The organism is Pseudoflavonifractor sp. An184 (assembly GCF_002160305.1).
GTDB classification, from domain to species: Bacteria; Bacillota; Clostridia; order Oscillospirales; family Oscillospiraceae; genus Lawsonibacter; species Lawsonibacter pullicola.
This window is the reverse complement of the sequence record NZ_NFKI01000065.1, coordinates 1-15,928: the sequence shown is the minus strand read 5'-3', so window position 1 is coordinate 15,928 and position 15,928 is coordinate 1. Positions and strand designations below refer to the sequence as shown.

General features: G+C 65.3%; 11 protein-coding genes and 1 pseudogene. 9 read left to right on the top strand and 3 right to left on the bottom strand.

The genetic code is table 11. From position 1 onward, the window contains the following. The 7 genes and pseudogenes from B5F19_RS14685 to B5F19_RS14655 all read left to right on the top strand — a co-directional run. A pseudogene (locus tag B5F19_RS14685) lies at window positions 1-838 on the top strand (DNA mismatch repair protein MutL); the annotation flags it as partial. A 65-nt stretch (window positions 839-903) separates the two neighbouring features. Then, window positions 904-1,611, top strand: coding sequence for a hypothetical protein (locus B5F19_RS14680; RefSeq protein WP_087291804.1), 708 nt, complete (start codon window positions 904-906; stop codon window positions 1,609-1,611). 258 nt (window positions 1,612-1,869) lie between these two features. After that, entirely contained in the window at window positions 1,870-2,508 is a 639-nt protein-coding gene (locus B5F19_RS14675; RefSeq protein WP_087291801.1) for a hypothetical protein, read from the top strand. Continuing rightward, on the top strand, window positions 2,505-3,185 hold the full coding sequence (locus tag B5F19_RS14670; protein ID WP_087291798.1) for a hypothetical protein: 681 nt from the start codon (window positions 2,505-2,507) through the stop codon (window positions 3,183-3,185). Before B5F19_RS14675 ends, B5F19_RS14670 begins: the two co-directional genes overlap by 4 nt. A gap of 992 nt (window positions 3,186-4,177) precedes the next feature. Next, the gene (gene miaA, locus B5F19_RS14665) at window positions 4,178-5,125 is read left to right on the top strand and encodes a tRNA (adenosine(37)-N6)-dimethylallyltransferase MiaA (protein ID WP_087291795.1); all 948 of its coding nucleotides are present in this window, start codon (window positions 4,178-4,180) and stop codon (window positions 5,123-5,125) included. Between the two features lie 55 nt (window positions 5,126-5,180). Further along, a complete protein-coding gene (hfq, locus tag B5F19_RS14660; protein ID WP_087291792.1) occupies window positions 5,181-5,432 on the top strand; it encodes an RNA chaperone Hfq in 252 nt (83 codons plus the stop codon). Between the two features lie 41 nt (window positions 5,433-5,473). Beyond that, on the top strand, window positions 5,474-6,769 hold the full coding sequence (locus tag B5F19_RS14655; RefSeq protein ID WP_087291789.1) for an HlyD family efflux transporter periplasmic adaptor subunit: 1,296 nt from the start codon (window positions 5,474-5,476) through the stop codon (window positions 6,767-6,769). A 100-nt stretch (window positions 6,770-6,869) separates the two neighbouring features. Here B5F19_RS14655 and B5F19_RS14650 read toward each other — a convergent pair whose 3' ends face one another. From B5F19_RS14650 to miaB, 3 genes are all read right to left on the bottom strand, one after another. After that, a complete protein-coding gene (locus B5F19_RS14650; protein ID WP_087291786.1) occupies window positions 6,870-7,406 on the bottom strand; it encodes a CD3072 family TudS-related putative desulfidase in 537 nt (178 codons plus the stop codon). Window positions 7,407-8,669: 1,263 nt separating this feature from the next. Further along, window positions 8,670-11,276 (bottom strand): DNA mismatch repair protein MutS, encoded by a 2,607-nt coding sequence (mutS, locus tag B5F19_RS14645; protein ID WP_087291783.1) that lies wholly within the window; start codon window positions 11,274-11,276, stop codon window positions 8,670-8,672. Window positions 11,277-11,367: 91 nt separating this feature from the next. Further along, the gene (gene miaB / locus B5F19_RS14640; RefSeq protein WP_087291780.1) at window positions 11,368-12,780 is read right to left on the bottom strand and encodes a tRNA (N6-isopentenyl adenosine(37)-C2)-methylthiotransferase MiaB; all 1,413 of its coding nucleotides are present in this window, start codon (window positions 12,778-12,780) and stop codon (window positions 11,368-11,370) included. 337 nt (window positions 12,781-13,117) lie between these two features. Between miaB and B5F19_RS14635 the strand changes: the two genes are divergently transcribed. Both B5F19_RS14635 and B5F19_RS14630 read left to right on the top strand, forming a co-directional pair. Then, a complete protein-coding gene (locus tag B5F19_RS14635; RefSeq protein WP_087291777.1) occupies window positions 13,118-14,188 on the top strand; it encodes an alanine racemase in 1,071 nt (356 codons plus the stop codon). A 112-nt stretch (window positions 14,189-14,300) separates the two neighbouring features. Next, window positions 14,301-15,515, top strand: a complete 1,215-nt coding sequence (locus B5F19_RS14630; RefSeq protein ID WP_087291774.1) for an ATP-grasp domain-containing protein — start codon at window positions 14,301-14,303, stop codon at window positions 15,513-15,515. The last annotated feature ends 413 nt before the right edge of the window (window positions 15,516-15,928 follow it).

Here is a 15,928-nt window from a genome sequence, read left to right as displayed (position 1 = left end):
GTCTGTATCCTCCGCCCCCCCTGTCCCGGCGGAGGATACAGACAAATCCGCCCCCCTGGACAGGATAACCCCTTGTCAGGGCCAGGTGGAGGAGGCGGCGGAACCGGCAAAACAAGTTGCACATCCTGTGGAAAACTCTGTGGAAAAAGTGGAAAACATCCGCGCAGCAGAGACAATTTCCCCTAAACCCGTACCGGAGCGGGAGACGGTGTCCCCGTCCCCCGCCCCGCCGGAGCCGGAAGCAGAGCCTGAGACGGAGCCGGAACCGGAGGTCCTCCCCTGGCGGCTGGCCGGGGAGGTGCTGAACACCTACATCATCGTGGAGCAGGGGGACAAGGTCCTGTTCATCGACAAGCACGCCGCCCATGAGCGGATGAACTTTGACCGGATGAAGGCGGCGGGGTACGACCCCATGGCCCAGACCCTCCTCACCCCCATGGTGTGCCGCCTGGACCCGGAGGAGCACGCCGCCCTGCTCTCCCACCTCCCCCTGCTGGAGGAGTTCGGCTTCGGGGTGGAGGACTTCGGCGGCGGGGCCCTGGTGGTCCGCCAGGCCCCCTTCGACGTGGACCCGGGGGACATCGAGGCCACCCTCACCGAGATCGCCCAGAAGCTGCTCACCACCGGCGCCGCCGACCCCGGCGCCGCCCGGGACGAACTGCTCCACACCATGGCCTGCAAGGCGGCCATCAAGGGGGGCTGGAAGACCAGTCCCCGGGAGCTGGAGCGGGTGGCCCAGGCGGTCATGTCCGGCCAAGTCAAGTACTGTCCACATGGCCGTCCGGTGGCCATCGAGCTCACCCGGCAGCAGCTGGAGAAGCAGTTCAAGCGCAGCTGAACATCTACCGACTACATCCCGCCTCTCTGGAGGCAGGGGCACGGCGGAGGACAGGAGGAATCGCCATGAGCTGGAATACATGTCTGTTTTGCTACGCCCAGGAGCGGGGCGGTACCTTCTTTGGCTTACAGCAGGAGACCAACTTTGGCTTACAGCAGGAGCCCTATGAGGGGAGCCTGCTGCTGGAGGACCCCAAGGGTCAAATCCTGATCAGCACCAAGGTGACATACAGCGGCCGGTACGGCACTAACCGGGACATCTCCGTTGCCGTCCGTGCGGCGCTGGAGCGCCCCTACACCCTGCGGGTCAAAAAGCAGAGCGCTCTGCAGGAGGGGGTCAACACGGTGCTGGACGGCCTGGACCTGGGGGCCAGGATACTGGGGAAAAAGACGGACCTGAGTCCCGACTACGGGGCCCCGGAGCTGGCCGACGACCGGGGAATCAAGACCAACGAGCCGGAGTTCACCCGCTGGGTGCTCCAAAGCCGGGAGCTGAGGGCGGTTCTGGACGCCAACCCCAGTTTCTGGTTTCAGGTGGGGCCCACTGGTCCAGAGGGGCTGGACCACCTGGTGGAGGCCCGGGTCCCTCTGGATTGGCACATAGACATACAGGAGGAGCCTCTGGACCGGTACGGCCGGCCTCTGAAGTGGGAGAGGCAGAAGGCGTATTACCGGAACAGCAGCTTTCCCAAGCAGCTGGACGCCCTGGTGGAGCTGGCCAAGGCCGCCCGGGACGCGGTGACCGCCTGGCCCATGCCCATGAAGACGCCGTAACGGGGCGGCAGTCCCTGTTCTCGCGCCCCATACAGTTTCCCGGGAAACCATAACCGTGAGAACCCCATTCCGCGCAGCGCCGCGACCAGCATACCCAGAGCAAGCCTGGCCTTTCCGGCCACTGCACAAACGGATTCCCAAGCGCCCCGCCGGTGCGGCGGAGGAAAAGGAGGAATCTCCCATGAAGGGTAGAGAGAAGCGCATTTTCAGCGGAACCAACAGCCGGCCCGCGGCCGGACGGAGAGGGGGCGGGGCGGAATGAACTGGAACGACAGCCTCTATTGGTACTGGCGGGAGCGGGGCGGAGAGTTTTTCGCCTCCATGGTGTGGAAGGACAGCGGCCTCCTCTTTCTGGACATGCCCATGGGCCCGGCGCTCATCCAGTGCGAGCTGGTGCCGGGGCGCAGCGGGATGCTCCACCGGGAGATCGCCATTACCCTCCGGGCCAGCATGGAGCAGCCCTACTATCTGATTGTCCGGCGGGAGCGCTTCTCCGGCCGGGAGGACGAGGAGTCCGGCGTGTTCGAGCTGTCCGTCCGCCGGAACATCCGCAGCAGCGACCCGGCGCGCACCCCCTACCTGCTCCAGAACCCGCGGCTTCAGGAGCTGCTGCGGGCGGAGCCGGGGGCCTGGCTCCAGATCAGCCCCCTCCAGACGGGGGCGCAGGAGCACCTGGTGAGCGTGCGCAAGGACGCGGAGCACCTGGAGGAGTCGGTGGACTCCAGGGGCCGGGCCGCCGGGCGGGACGTGCCCAACCAGCGCAAGCTGTACGCCGAGAGCGGCTTCCGGGAGCAGATGGACGGCCTGGTGGAGATGGCCCAGACCGCCCGGGACTGGGCCAGCCTGTGGCCCAGAGGGCACAGGCCGCCGGATGGAATGCAGGGAGGAAGCGCATGAGCTGGAACGAGTATCTGTATTGGTACGCCCAGGACCGGGGCGGCGTCTTCTTCGGCACAGAGAAGGGCGGCAAGGAGGGGCTGCTGTTTCTGGAGGACCCGGAGGGGCCCATGGTGATCCACACCCAGGTGGTTTCCAGCGGCCGGTACGGCGAGTCCCGGAGCGCGGTCGCTGCGGTCCGGGTGAAGCTGGAGCGCCCGTATACCCTGCGGGTGGGGCCCCAGAGCTCCCTGCGGGAGGGGATCAACAATGTGCTGGGGGGACTGGACCGCGGGGCCCGGATGATAGGCCGAAAGACCGGGCTCCATCGGGATTATGGAGCCCCGGAGATCACGAACGACCGCCGCGTCAAGACCAGCGAGCCGGAGTTCACCCGCTGGGTGCTCCAGAGCCGGGAGCTGAGGGAGCTGCTGGAGGCCCAGCCGGACTTCTGGGTCCAGGTGAGCCCGGTGGGGCCGGAGGAGCGCATCCATCTGGTGGAGGCCCAGGTGAGCATGGAACAGGAGGTGTCCATACGGGACGAGGTGTTCGGACTCTTTGAGGAGATGGACCAGGAGGCCCGGCGGAAGGAGTATGAGGACTGCGGCTTCCCCCGGCAGCTGGACGCCCTGGTGGAGCTGGCCAGGGCCGCCCGGGACGCGGTGACCGCATGGCCCATGCCCATGAAACCGCTGTAACGGCCCCGGGCGGAACGGCTTCTCTTGCCCCTTTGGGTCACCTTTCCTCTGGGAGAAGACTTGCGGGCGGCCAAAGGCCGCCCCTACGGTGAGAGGAGAACCTCTGAGGCGGGCGGGTGAGGACACCCGCCCCTACACGGATACAGGGGCGGTCCCATTCCCCTCGTAGGGGCCGGTCCCAGACCGGCCCGCGGGCGCACACTGTGCGCCCCTACGGTGAGAGGAGAACCTCTGAGGCGGGCGGGTGAGGACGCCCGCCCCTACACGGATGCAGGGACGGTCCCATTCCCCTCGTAGGGGCCGGTCCCAGACCGGCCCGCGGGCGCACACTGTGCGCCCCTACGGTGAGAGGAGAACCTCTGAGGCAGGCGGGTGAGGACGCCCGCCCCTACACGGATGCAGGGACGGTCCCATTCCCCTCGCAGGGGCCGGTCCCAGACCGGCCCGCGGGCGCACACGGTGCGCCCCTACGGTGGAAACCGGCCCCGGGACGTTGGTTCGGAAGCGGCAGGCGCAAAAACATAACCGCACCAACTCCAATTTTCTTCCCGCTCAGGCCCCCAGTGGGGCCGGACGGGACCGCACGCAAGCACTCCTGATTTTGCGCGCCGGAACTGTTCTGCCCGCTTCAAGGGGTAACCCCCGTAAAATGGGGTCCGGGGAAAGTGGTCCTATGGACCTAGGCGGAGCGAAGCGGAGCCGTAGTCCATCGGCCGCGTCCCCGGTGGCGTTTTGCCTTCTTTTTCGCCATGGAAAAAGAAGGACGCCGCCCGCAGGCGGCGAAATATCCCGCGCACAACGAACGCAATCCGAACCCTGCCCCCTCATCCGGCCCTTCGGGCCACCTATCCCTATCCCCTTTGGCCTTCGGCCATCTCCCCTTGACAAGGGGAGTCGGCCCCCAGGGGGAAGGCAGAATGAAAGGGCGGCCGGTAAAATTCCCCCCAAAATTTACACCTCTCCCCTAGAATTTTCCCACAGGCGGTGATACAATGCCTTCTAAAAAAATACTGGTGATCGTGGGCCCCACCGCCTCGGGCAAGACCCGGATGGCGGTGGAGCTGGCCAAGGCCCACAACGGCGAGGTGGTGTCCGCCGACTCCATGCAGATCTACCGCCGCATGGACATCGGCACCGCCAAGCCCACGGCGGAGGAGATGGACGGCGTCCCCCACCACATGATCGACGTGGCCGACCCGGAGGAGGACTTCTCGGTGGCCCGGTATGTGGAGATGGCCTCCGCCTGCGTGGACGGCATCCTCTCCCGGGGGAAGCTGCCCATTGTGGCGGGGGGGACCGGCCTGTATGTGGACTCCCTCCTGTCCGGGCGGACCTTCGCCGCCTTCTCCCCCGACAGCTCCCTGCGGAAGGAGCTGGAGGCGGAGCTGGCGGAGCGGGGCGGAGAAGCCATGCTGGCGGAGCTCTCCCTGGTGGACCCGGAGGCGGCAGCACGCCTCCACCCCAACGACCACAAGCGCATCGTCCGGGCCCTGGAGGTGTACCGCTCCACCGGCAGGACCATCTCAGAGCACAACCGGGAGACCCGGGCCCTCCCGCCCCGGTATGAGGCCCTCACCATCGGCCTCAACTTCCAGGACCGGGCGGACCTGTGGGCGCGCATCGACGCGCGGGTGGACCAGATGGCCGCCGACGGACTGGAGCGGGAGGTGCGGGAGCTGCTCTCCTCCGGGCTGTCCCCCCGCTGCACCGCCATGCAGGCCATCGGCTACAAGGAGTTCGTGGCGGCGGTGGAGGGTGATATGACCTGGCGGGAGGCGGAGGAGCTGGTGAAGCTCCGCTCCCGGCAGTATGCCAAGCGGCAGCTCACCTGGTTCCGGCGCAATCCGGAGGTCCACTGGCTGCTCTGGGAGAAAAATCCAAATTTTGGGAACGCCCGACAGCGTTCGACGGAACTTTTGGAGGAATTTGGGTTAGGATAGAGGCACTTCCGGCGCGGAGACAAAGACGCGCCAACAGAAAAAGGAGTGCTTACATATGCAGAAAACCAACAATCTCCAGGAGATCTTCCTCACCCAGGTCCGCCGGGAGCACCGGAGCGTCACCATGTTCCTGATGAACGGCTTTCAGATGCGGGGCTATGTCACCGGATTTGACGCCTTCACCGTGATCCTGACCACCGACGGGAAGCAGCAGGTGGTCTACAAACACGCCATCTCCACCATCGTCCCCGAGCGGCCGGTCCCCCTGGGCCCAAGCGGCGGGGAGGACCAGGGGGAGACGCGCTGAACTTCTCCGGGAGAGCCCGGAACAGAAAGAGAGAAGGGCCCATGAAGCAAGGCAAACCACTCATCACATTTGTTATCGTTCTGATGGCGGCCGCCCTGGGCTGCTATCTCCTCTACTCGTTCTGGCGGACCTTTGAGGACCCCTTCACCACCACCTACGCCTATGAGTATGAGCTCAACGACAGCGTGGAGACGGAGGGGCTGATCGTCCGCTCCGAGCGGGTACTCACCGGGGGCACGGGCATCGTCGAGGTGACCCGGGGCGAGGGGGAGCAGGTGGGCATCGGCCAGACGGTGGCCATGGTGTACCGGGACGACCAGGCCCAGCAGGCCCAGGAGCAGCAGGAGTCCCTGGCCATGGAGATCACCCAGCTGCGCTACGCCATCGGTCAGGGGGGCGGCGTGAACTCGGTGGCGGAGATCGACCAGGGGATCTTTCAGACCCTGGTGGACCTGCGGGGCTCCTCCGCCCAGAATGATTACAGCGCCCTGGAGGACCGGGTGCTGGAGATCAAGGGGGGCGTGCTGCGCCGGGAGTACTCCTACGGGGCCGAGCTGACGGAGGAGGACCTGACGAACCGCCTCAGCGAGCTCACGGCCGAGTACAGCGCCCTTCAGAGCCAGACCTACAACGCCGTGACCCAGATCACCGCCCTCCAGGCGGGCACCTTCTCCGCCCTGGTGGACGGGTATGAGACCCTGGTCAGCCCGGAGACGGCCCTCCAGCTCACCCCCTCCGGGCTGCGGGAGCTGATGGATATGAGCCCCAGCGGGGAGGACTCCGCGGCGGGCAAGCTGATATTGTCCAAGGACTGGTACTTCGCCGCCGTTGTCACCCAGGAGGAGGGGGAGCGGCTGGACGCGCTGCCGGTCCCCAACGGGCAGGACTCCGCGGCGGTCACCCTGCGCTTTGCCAGCGACTTTACCCAGGACATCCCCGCAAAGGTGGTCCAGGTGAGCGAGGCGGAGGATGGACAGGCGGTGGTGGTGCTGTCCGCCAACCGCTATCTGGAGCAGACCACCCTGCTGCGCCGGCAGACGGCGGAGATCATCTTTGACAGCCAGAGCGGCCTGCGGGTGCCCAAGGCCGCCGTGCGCATCCAGACCAGCACCCAGACCGACGAGGAGACCGGCGAGACCACCGAGATCAACACCACCGGCGTGTACACCGTGGTGGCCGGCCAGATGGAGTTCAAGCCGGTGAATATTCTGGCGGAGGGCAGCGACTTCTATGTGGTCCAGCCCGCCCAGGAGAGCAGCCGCTCCCTGCGCAGCGGGGATGAGATCGTGGTCCAGGGCACCGGCCTGTACGATGGGAAGCTGGTGCAGCAGGACTGACCGCCTCCCCGGCCAGACCGGAATATGCAGACACGCCCCAGAGGGGGAAGCGTTTCCGCTTCCGCCCTCTGGGGCGTGTTTTCGCGCTATGGGCCGGGAATCACAGGAGGGTGGCGACCTTTTGTGCCGCGCCGTCCGGGCTCTTCAGCCCCAGCATGGGGACGGAGATCCCCGCCGCCTCCAGCCGCTGGGCGATGGCCTCCATAAAAGCGCCCCGGCCCTCCACCTCCCGGTCAAAATCCGAGGTGGTCTCCACCCCGCAGTTTGGGGAACGGTTGGCCCCCACAATGCCCAGGACCTGAAAGCCATGCCTGCGGTACTCCTGCACCTGTTCCGACACCAGACCGGCCAGGGCCTCCCGCTTCTGCCGGGGGCCGTCCTTTTCCATGGCGCGGCGGATGCGGGTGTTCTCCTCCACCACCGGGCGGTCCGCCCCATGGACGTCCCCCTGGTCCAGTCCCAGACAGCACAGCTCCGGGCAGGGCATCTGGACGACGCCCACCTCATGGTCCAGCAGGAGCTGGATGAGCTCCCCAAAGGCGGCGGGACAGACGGCGGTGCCGTCGGAGATGGCGTTCTGGTTCAACAGGCAGTGGGCCAGAAAAATCACTTTTTTGCTTCGGCCGTCGGTGAACATCAAGCATTTCTCCTTTTTGAGAGGGATTCGCCGCCCTTTTTTAAGCCTTCCCCTTGGGGAGAAGGTGCCCCAGTGCGCACACTGGGGCGGATGAGGGGGCAGGTTTTGGATTGGGGACGTTGTACGCAGGGGGGGATTTCGCCGCCTGCGGGCGGCGACCTACTTTGCCCATGGCGGCTCGTCGTCGCAATGGCCCAGGCCACCTTCTCTTGTCCCTTCGGGCCAATTCACCTTGAGTCCACTCCACTCCGTTTCCGCCTGGCGGCGAAAACTGCGTTCGTTCCCTTGCTCCTCCTCTTCCCGGCAAACCCGCTGCGCTGGGCTTCGCCGGGAGCAACGAGGGATTGGGCAAAACGCCGCCGGGGACGCGGCCGATGGACTACGGCTCCGCTGTGCTCCGCCTAGGTCCATAGGACCGCCACCCTACCCCCTCTGTCGCTTCACGACATCTCCCCCTGACAGGGGGAGTCGGCCCCCGGACCCCCATTACGGGGGTTACCCCTTGGACGTTGTGCGGCCCTTCCGGCGCGCAATACCAGGAGTGCTTGGGTGCCATTCCGTCCGGCCCCACTGGGGGCCTGAGCGGGAAGAAAATTGGGACTGGGGCGGTTTTATTCCTGCGCCTGCCGCTTCCGAACCAACGCTCCCAGCCTCCCGGACGCGCCGTTTTGCTCACGGACGGGCGACCGCAAGACAGGGCTGCAAGAACCTGTATAAACCCGGGAATTGAGGGCGGCCCAGTGTGCCGCCCCTGCGGGAATCGGGCAACGTCTCAGGATACGCCGTCCTCCCGAGCCGAACTTGAGCCCCACCAGCCCCAAAGGCGCGCTTTCCACCGATAGAAGCAGTACCTAAAGGTTACCGGACACTCAGCGGCAGCGGTCATAGAACGGAAACCAGTCAGTTGAACTACCCGCGCCTTTGCGATAACCTGAAAGCCTGCCTAATTGGCGCTCTCGCAAATGGGGGTCCAGGGGGTGGGGCACATGGAGGATGAGGCGGAGCCGAATCCGATTGGCCCCACCCCCTGGTGCCTCTTTGGCTTCTTTCTGGGCAGCCAGAAAGAAGCTCGCCGCCGGGGCGGCGAAACCCCCTCCAATTAACGAAACCGCTCTATCATCGTCCCCTCATCCGTCTGGCCTTCGGCCAGCCACCTATCCCTATCCCCTTTGGCCTTCGGCCATCTCCCCTTGACAAGGGGAGTCGGCCCCCAGGGGGAAGGCGTAAGAGCCGCAGGCGGCGAACCCCCCTGCGATTTAAAAATCAGCTCTCCTGCAGATCCTGTTTCAGCTCCGCCAGCAGGTTGAGGGCCTCGATGGGGGACAAAATGTTCACGTCGGTCATGCGCAGCTTCTGGAGGACGGTCTGCCCCCCCAGATCCATCAGGGACACCTGCCCCTCCTCCGCCGGACGGGGAGCGGCGGCCTGGACGCCTCCCCCTGCCTCCAGCTCCTCCAGGATGGCCCTGGCCCGCTTGATGACCCGGTCGGGCACCCCGGCCAGCTTGGCCACCTCGATGCCGTAGCTCTGGTCGGCCCCGCCCCGGACGATTTTCCGCAGGAAGATCAGGTCGTTCCCCCGCTTCTTGGCGGCGATGTTGTAGTTCTTCACCCCGGGGATCTCCCCCTCCAGCACGGTGAGCTCGTGGTAGTGGGTGGCGAACAGGGTCTTGCACCCCAGGCGCTTTTGGTCGGCGCAGTACTCCAGCACCGCCCGGGCGATGGCCATGCCGTCGTAGGTGGAGGTGCCCCGGCCGATCTCGTCCAGGATGAGCAGGGACTTTTTCGTTGCGTTTTTCAGCAGCTGGGCCACCTCGGTCATCTCCACCATGAAGGTGGACGCTCCGGCGGACAGGTCGTCGCTGGCCCCGATGCGGGTGAACACCCGGTCCACAATGCCGATGTGGGCGGACTGGGCGGGGACAAAGGAGCCCATCTGGGCCATGAGGACGATGAGGGCCACCTGCCGCATATAGGTGGACTTGCCCGCCATGTTGGGACCGGTGATGATGGCGCACAGGTCGTCCCCGCTGTCCATGTGGGTGTCGTTGGGGACGAAGGGGGTCCCTTTGAGCACCTTCTCCACCACCGGGTGCCGCCCCTCGGTGATCTGGAGCACCGAGGAGTTGTCCACCAGGGGCATGCAGTAGCCGTTCGCGGCGGCCACGGCGGCGAAGGAGGTGAGCACGTCCACCTGGGCCACCGCCGCCGCGGAGGACTGGACCTGTGCCACATGGGCGCACACGGTGTCCTTCAGCTCGCAGAACAGCTGGTACTCCAGGGCGGTGACCTGGTCCTGGGCGGAGAGGATGGTGTGCTCCAGCTCCTTGAGCTCCTGGGAGATGTACCGCTCGGCGTTGACGGTGGTCTGCTTGCGCACCCAGTCCTGAGGCACCAGGCCGGTTTGGGACTTGGCCACCTCGATGTAGTAGCCGAACACCTTGTTGTAGCGGACCTTCATATTCTTGATGCCCGTCTGCTCCTTGGTGCGGGTCTCCAGATCGGCCACCAGCTCGGCCCCGTGGTTGATGACGTTCCAGAGCCGGTCCACCTCGGGGCTGTAACCCTCCCGGATGAACTTGCCCTCCCGCACGGAGAAGGGGGGCTCGTCCACCAGGGCCCGCTGGAGGAGTTCCCGCACCTCGGGCAGGTCGTCCAGCTCCCCCCGGAGGGACTGGAGGAGGGCGGAGGAGCAGCCCTCCAGCAGCTCCCGGATGCGGGGCAGCTTCCCCAGGCCGTTGGCCAGGGCCACCAGATCCCGGCCCCCGGCGGAGCCGTACACCACCCGGCCGATGAGCCGCTCCAGGTCGGTGACCTCCTTCAGGGTCATCGCCAGCTCCTCCCGGGTGATGATGTCCTCATACAGGTCGCTCACCGCCTGCTGGCGGCGGCCGATCTGCACCGGGGACAGGAGGGGCCGCTCGATCCAGCCCCGGAGCAGCCGCCCGCCCATGGCGGTCTTGGTCCGGTCCAGCACCCACAGCAGAGAACCCTTCTTCTCCTTGGAGCGCATGGTGCCGGTGAGCTCCAAAGTCTGCCGGGCAGTGAGGTCCAGCTCCATGAACTGCCCCGTGGTGTAGTAGGAGAAGGCGGCGATGTGGCTCAGATCGGTCTTTTGAGTCTCGTACAGGTAGGTGAGAAGGCCCCCCGCCGCCTGGACAGCGGCACGGTCCCCCTCAGGGATGGACTCCAGCCCCGCCCGGAACTGCTTCTGGACCAGGGGCAGGGCGGCGTCGTACCGGAAGCGCCCCTCTCCCCCGTTCTCACACATGCAGTCCAGCTTGTCCCTCAAAAAGTCGGTGAGCCCGTCCAGATGATAGGCCCCGTCGGACAGCACCGCCTCGGTGGGGTGGAACCGGCCCAGCTCGTTTTCCAGGTGGCTCCGGGCCTCTTCCCCGGTGGGGAAAGAGGTGCCGAACACCTCGCCGGTGGACAGGTCGCACAGACACAGGCCGATGGCAGCGGAGTCGGCGTAGACGGCGCACAGGAAGTTGTTCTTCCCCTCCTCCAGCATGGAGGCGGACATGACGGTGCCCGGGGTGATCACCCGGACGATGTCCCGGTCCACCAGGCCCTTGGCGGTGGTCGGGTCCTCGGTCTGCTCGCAGATGGCCACCTTGTACCCCTTGGCGATGAGCCGGGCGATGTAGCTGTCGCAGGAGTGGTAGGGCACCCCGCACATGGGGGTGCGCTCCTCCGGGGGCTTGCTCCGGTCCCGGGTGGTGAGGGTCAGGTCCAGCTCCCGGGAGGCCAGCTTGGCGTCGTCGAAGAACATCTCGTAAAAATCACCCAGCCGGAAAAATAAGATGGAGTCCGGGTTGCGGTCCTTCATCTCCAGATACTGCTTCATCATGGGGGTCATCTCTGCCATGGGGTCACCATCTTTCTTTCTTTGGAATTGACAATGGACAATTTTAAGGGGATTTCGCCGCCTGCGGGCGGCGACCCCCCTGCAAAATAAATTACGCCATCTCTCCAAACAGGGACCACTTATTGGCGTCGGTGATTTTCACCTGCACAAACTGTCCGATCACCGCCGGGTCCCCGGTGAGCCGCACCAGCCGGTTGCCCGGGGTGCGGGCGGAGAGGGGGTACCGGCTGTCGCCGCTCTCCCCGTCCACCAGACAGCGCATGGTTTTGCCGATGTAGGCGGCGTGCTTTTCCTCGGAAATGGAGTCCTGGAGGGCCACCAGGCGGTTGAAGTTCTGGAGTTTCTCCTCCCTGGACATGGGGTCGTCCATCTTGGCGGCGGGGGTGCCCACCCGGGGGGAGTAGATGAAGGTGAACAGGGCGTCGAAGCGTACCTCCTCCAGCACCTTCAGGGTGTCCTCAAACTCGGGGGTGGTCTCCCCGGGGAAACCCACGATCACGTCGGAGGTGAGCACGATATCGGGAATGAGGGCGCGCAGGGCGCGGATCTTGTCCAGGTACTGCTCAATGGTGTGCTTCCGGTTCATCACTTTCAGCACCCGGTCGTTCCCCGCCTGGAAGGGCAGGTGGAGCACCGGGGCCACTTTTTCGCACCGGGCCATGGTCTCAAAGAGCTTCTGGGTGGCGTCCTTGGGGTGGGAGGTCATAAACCGGATGAGAAAGTCCCCCGGGACCGCGTTCACCTGCTCCAGCAGGCCGGCGAAGTCCATGGGCTCCTCCAGGTCCTTGCCGTAGGAGTTCACGTTCTGCCCCAGGAGGGTGATGTCCTTGTAGCCCTCGGCCACCAGCTCCCGCACCTCGTTCAAAATGTCCTCCGGCTTCCGGGAGCGCTCCCGGCCCCGGACGTAGGGGACGATGCAGTAGGAGCAGAAGTTGTTGCACCCGTACATGATGGACACCCAGGCCTTCACCTTGTCCTGGCGCACCACCGGGATGCCCTCGGCGATGGAGCCGGCCTCGTCGGGGATCTGGAAGATACGGCCCCGGCTGGTGAGCAGGGTGTGGATAAATTCCGGGAACTTCCACAGCACGTGGGGGCCGAACACCAGGTCCACGTGGCGGAAGGACTGGCGTATCTTGTCGGCCACGTGCTGCTCCTGGGCCATGCAGCCGCACACACAGATGATCTGGTCCGGGTGGCGGCGCTTCACGTGGACCAGGGCGCCCAGGTTGCCCAGCACCCGCTGCTCCGCGTGCTCCCGGATGGCGCAGGTGTTCAGGACGATGATCTGGGCCTCCTCCTCTTGGTCGGTGAAGCCGTAGCCCATCTGGCTTAAATAGCCCCGGATGCGCTCGGAGTCGGCCTCATTCTGCTGGCAGCCGTAGGTGTCCACAAAGGCCAGAGGCTGCTCGGGCCGGGCGGCGCTGAGGGCGGCGATTTCCCGGCAAAAAGAAAGCTGGCGGTCGATGTCCGCCTGCGGGATGGTAGTGGTAGTCCGTTCCATGTGGTCCTCCCAGAGTGGATTTTCGGCCCGCCCTTCCGGGCATACTCCCCAAAAGGGGCGGCGGGGCGTGCCGTCGTAGCATTTTATTGTAGCATTTTTTTAGTCCGGGCACAAGGGCGGGGGCGGCTTCCTCCCGGGAAAATCTCCGATGAGAGCCAGGCTCCGCCGGGATTTTGAAAACTTTTTGTAAATGTTTTCCCATTTGCCCCCGGAAGGCGGGGACAGGGCGGGGGGCCGGATTGCCTTTTCAGGGCCGGAGTGCTAAAATAAAGTATTCCGGGGAGCGGGCCTGTTCCGCCCCGGCGCTCACTTGAGACAGACAGAAGGGAGCATCCACATGCGAAAGCTGGTCATTGAAAAAGCGGCCATCCGGGCCAACATGGCGGTGATCCGGAAGCGTGCGGCGGGGGCCGCCCTGTACGGCGTCCTCACCGGGGACGGCGGCGGGGCCGGTCTGATCCCCCTGGCCCGGATGCTCCGGGACGAGGGGGTGGGCCGCTTCGCCGTGGGCAGCGTGGAGGAGGCCCAGGAGCTGCGGGAGGCCGGCTTTGTGGAGGAGGAGATCCTCATGCTCCGGGCCACCGTGGACCGGGAGGAGCTGGAGCGGCTGGTGGACCTGAACGTGGTGTGCACCATCTCCTCGGTGGATACCGGCCTGGCCCTGAACGCGGTGGCGGAGAACCGCTCCACCGTGGCCGAGGCCCACATCCAGGTGGACACGGGGATGGGCTTCGGCGGCTTTCTGGTGGGCGAGCCGGAGAAGATCCTCCTGGCCTACCGCTCCCTGCCCAACGTGGCCCTGTCGGGGATCTATACCCAGCTCCACACCAGCCCCTCCGGGAAGGGCCAGGAGGTGGACGCCCAGCTCAAGCAGTTCCACCAGGTGCTGGACGCCATCCACGCCGCCGGGTTTGAGACCGGTCTGGTCCACGCCGCCGGCTCCTACGCCTTGATGCACTTTGATGCGGCCCGGCTGGACGCGGTGCGGGCCGGGTCCGTTCTGCTGGGCCGGTGCCGCCGCACCCAGGGGGACGGCCTGACCGTGGTGGGGTATGGAGAGGCCCCCCTGTCCGAGGTGCGCTGGCTCCCCAAGGGCCACACGGTGGGCTCGGACAAGCTGGTCACCCTGAAAAGACCCACCCGGGTGGCGGTGCTGCCTGTGGGCTATCAGAACGGCTTCGGGGTGGAGCGTCCCCGGGCCTCCGGCTTCTGGTCCCTGTGGAAGCTGTGGCGGCAGAGCCGCCAGCGCACCGTGCGCATCGGAAACCAGCGTGTGCGGGTCATCGGGAGCATCGGCGCCACCGAGACCATTCTGAACGTCACCGACGTGAAGTGCTCCGCCGGGGACACCGCCGTCTTTGACCTGGACCCCCTGTACGCCAAGGGGTTTCATATCGAATACCGGTGATTTCCAGATAGGAGTGAGGAGATAGGAGGTAGGAGTTGAATGTGTCGCTCCACGGATTTCCAAATATCTCCTATCTTCTATCTCCTATCTCAATCAAAAGGGGTTTTATGAAGTGTCAGACCTGAACTTTCAGCCGCTGCTGTTCGGCGGCGACATCAACGTATACAGCGTGGCCCGGGCCTTCCACGAGGCCTATGGGGTGAGGAGCATCGCCTACGGCAAATACCCCTCCTTCCCCTGCCACGGCAGCGCCATCATCGACTACCGGGTGTGCCCGGACAACGAGAGCGCCGACGCCTTCCGCCGCAACGCCAAGGCGGTGGCGGAGGAGTTCCCGGATAAGACCATTCTCCTGCTGGGCTGCGGGGACAGCTATGTGCAGCTGGCCGCCCACTGCAAGGACCAGCTCCCCGCCAACGTGGTCGCTCCCTACATCGACGGGGCCCTGCTGGACACCCTCATCAACAAGGAGAAGTTCTATCAGCTGTGCGACCGGTACGGGGTGGACCACCCGGCCACCTTCATCTATGACAAGTCCATGGGCCACGACTTCTCTCTGCCCTTCGGCCCCCCCTACATCGCCAAGCCCGCCGACAGCGTGGCCTACTGGGCCACCGGGGTCCACGCCCTGGCCAAGGTGTACATCTGCCAGACCTGGGAGGAACTGCTCTCCGCCCTGGACCAGGTGTATGAGGCGGGCTACCCCGACCACATGGTTTTGCAGGAGTTCATCCCCGGGGACGACACCTATATGCGGGTCTTGACCAACTACTCCGACCGAAACGGACAGGTGAAGCTCATGTGCCTGGGCCACGTTCTTCTGGAGGAGCACTCCCCCCACGGCATCGGCAACCACGCGGTCATCCTCACCGAGCACGACGAGGAGCTGTCCCTGAAAATCAAGGGCATGCTGGAGGACCTGCACTTCACCGGCTTCTCCAACTTCGACATCAAGTACGACCAGCGGGACGGGAAGTACAAGGCCTTCGAGATCAACTGCCGCCAGGGCCGCAGCAACTACTATGTCACCGGCTCCGGCCACAACATCGCCAAGCTGGTGGTGGAGGACCGGGTGGAGCACAAAGACCTGCCTTTTATCATCACCCAGGACAAGTCCCTGTGGCGGATGGTGCCCAAGAACGTGGCCTTCGGCTTCACCCCCAAGCGCTACCATAAGGAGATGAAGGAGCTCATCCGGGCGGGAAAGGACTCCCACTCCCTGGTGTATGAGCAGGACTCCTCCTTCCGCCGCTGGCTGCGGGTGCTGAAGAATCACCTGGGGAATATGAAGCGGTTTAAGCAGTACAATAAAAAGCCGGTGGATTAAGTATTTTGCAGGGGGAGTTCGCTTAAGCCTTCCCCTTGGGGGGAAGGTGGCCCCGAAGGGGCCGGATGAGGGGGCAGATTTCCGGCCTTTGTAGGGCGCGACGACCCGGCGCGCCGTCTCACAGGGTTTCGCCCTGCGGGGCGAGTTTCTTTCTGCCCGGGCAGAAAGAAACCAAAGAGCCGCCAAGGGGTGGGCTCAGGATGGACGCTCCGCGCCCATATTCGCCCACCCCCTGGACCCCCGTTGCGGGGGTTACCCCTTGAACATCGCGCAGCCCTTCCGGCGCGCAAAATCTGAGCGGCAGTCTAAATTCCCACCGGGCCACTTCGTCGTCGCGGATTTCGTATCCCTCGCTTCGCCCGGACCGGGCAAAGCTCGCTCACTCCATCGCTCCTCCTCTCCAACGCAAACCC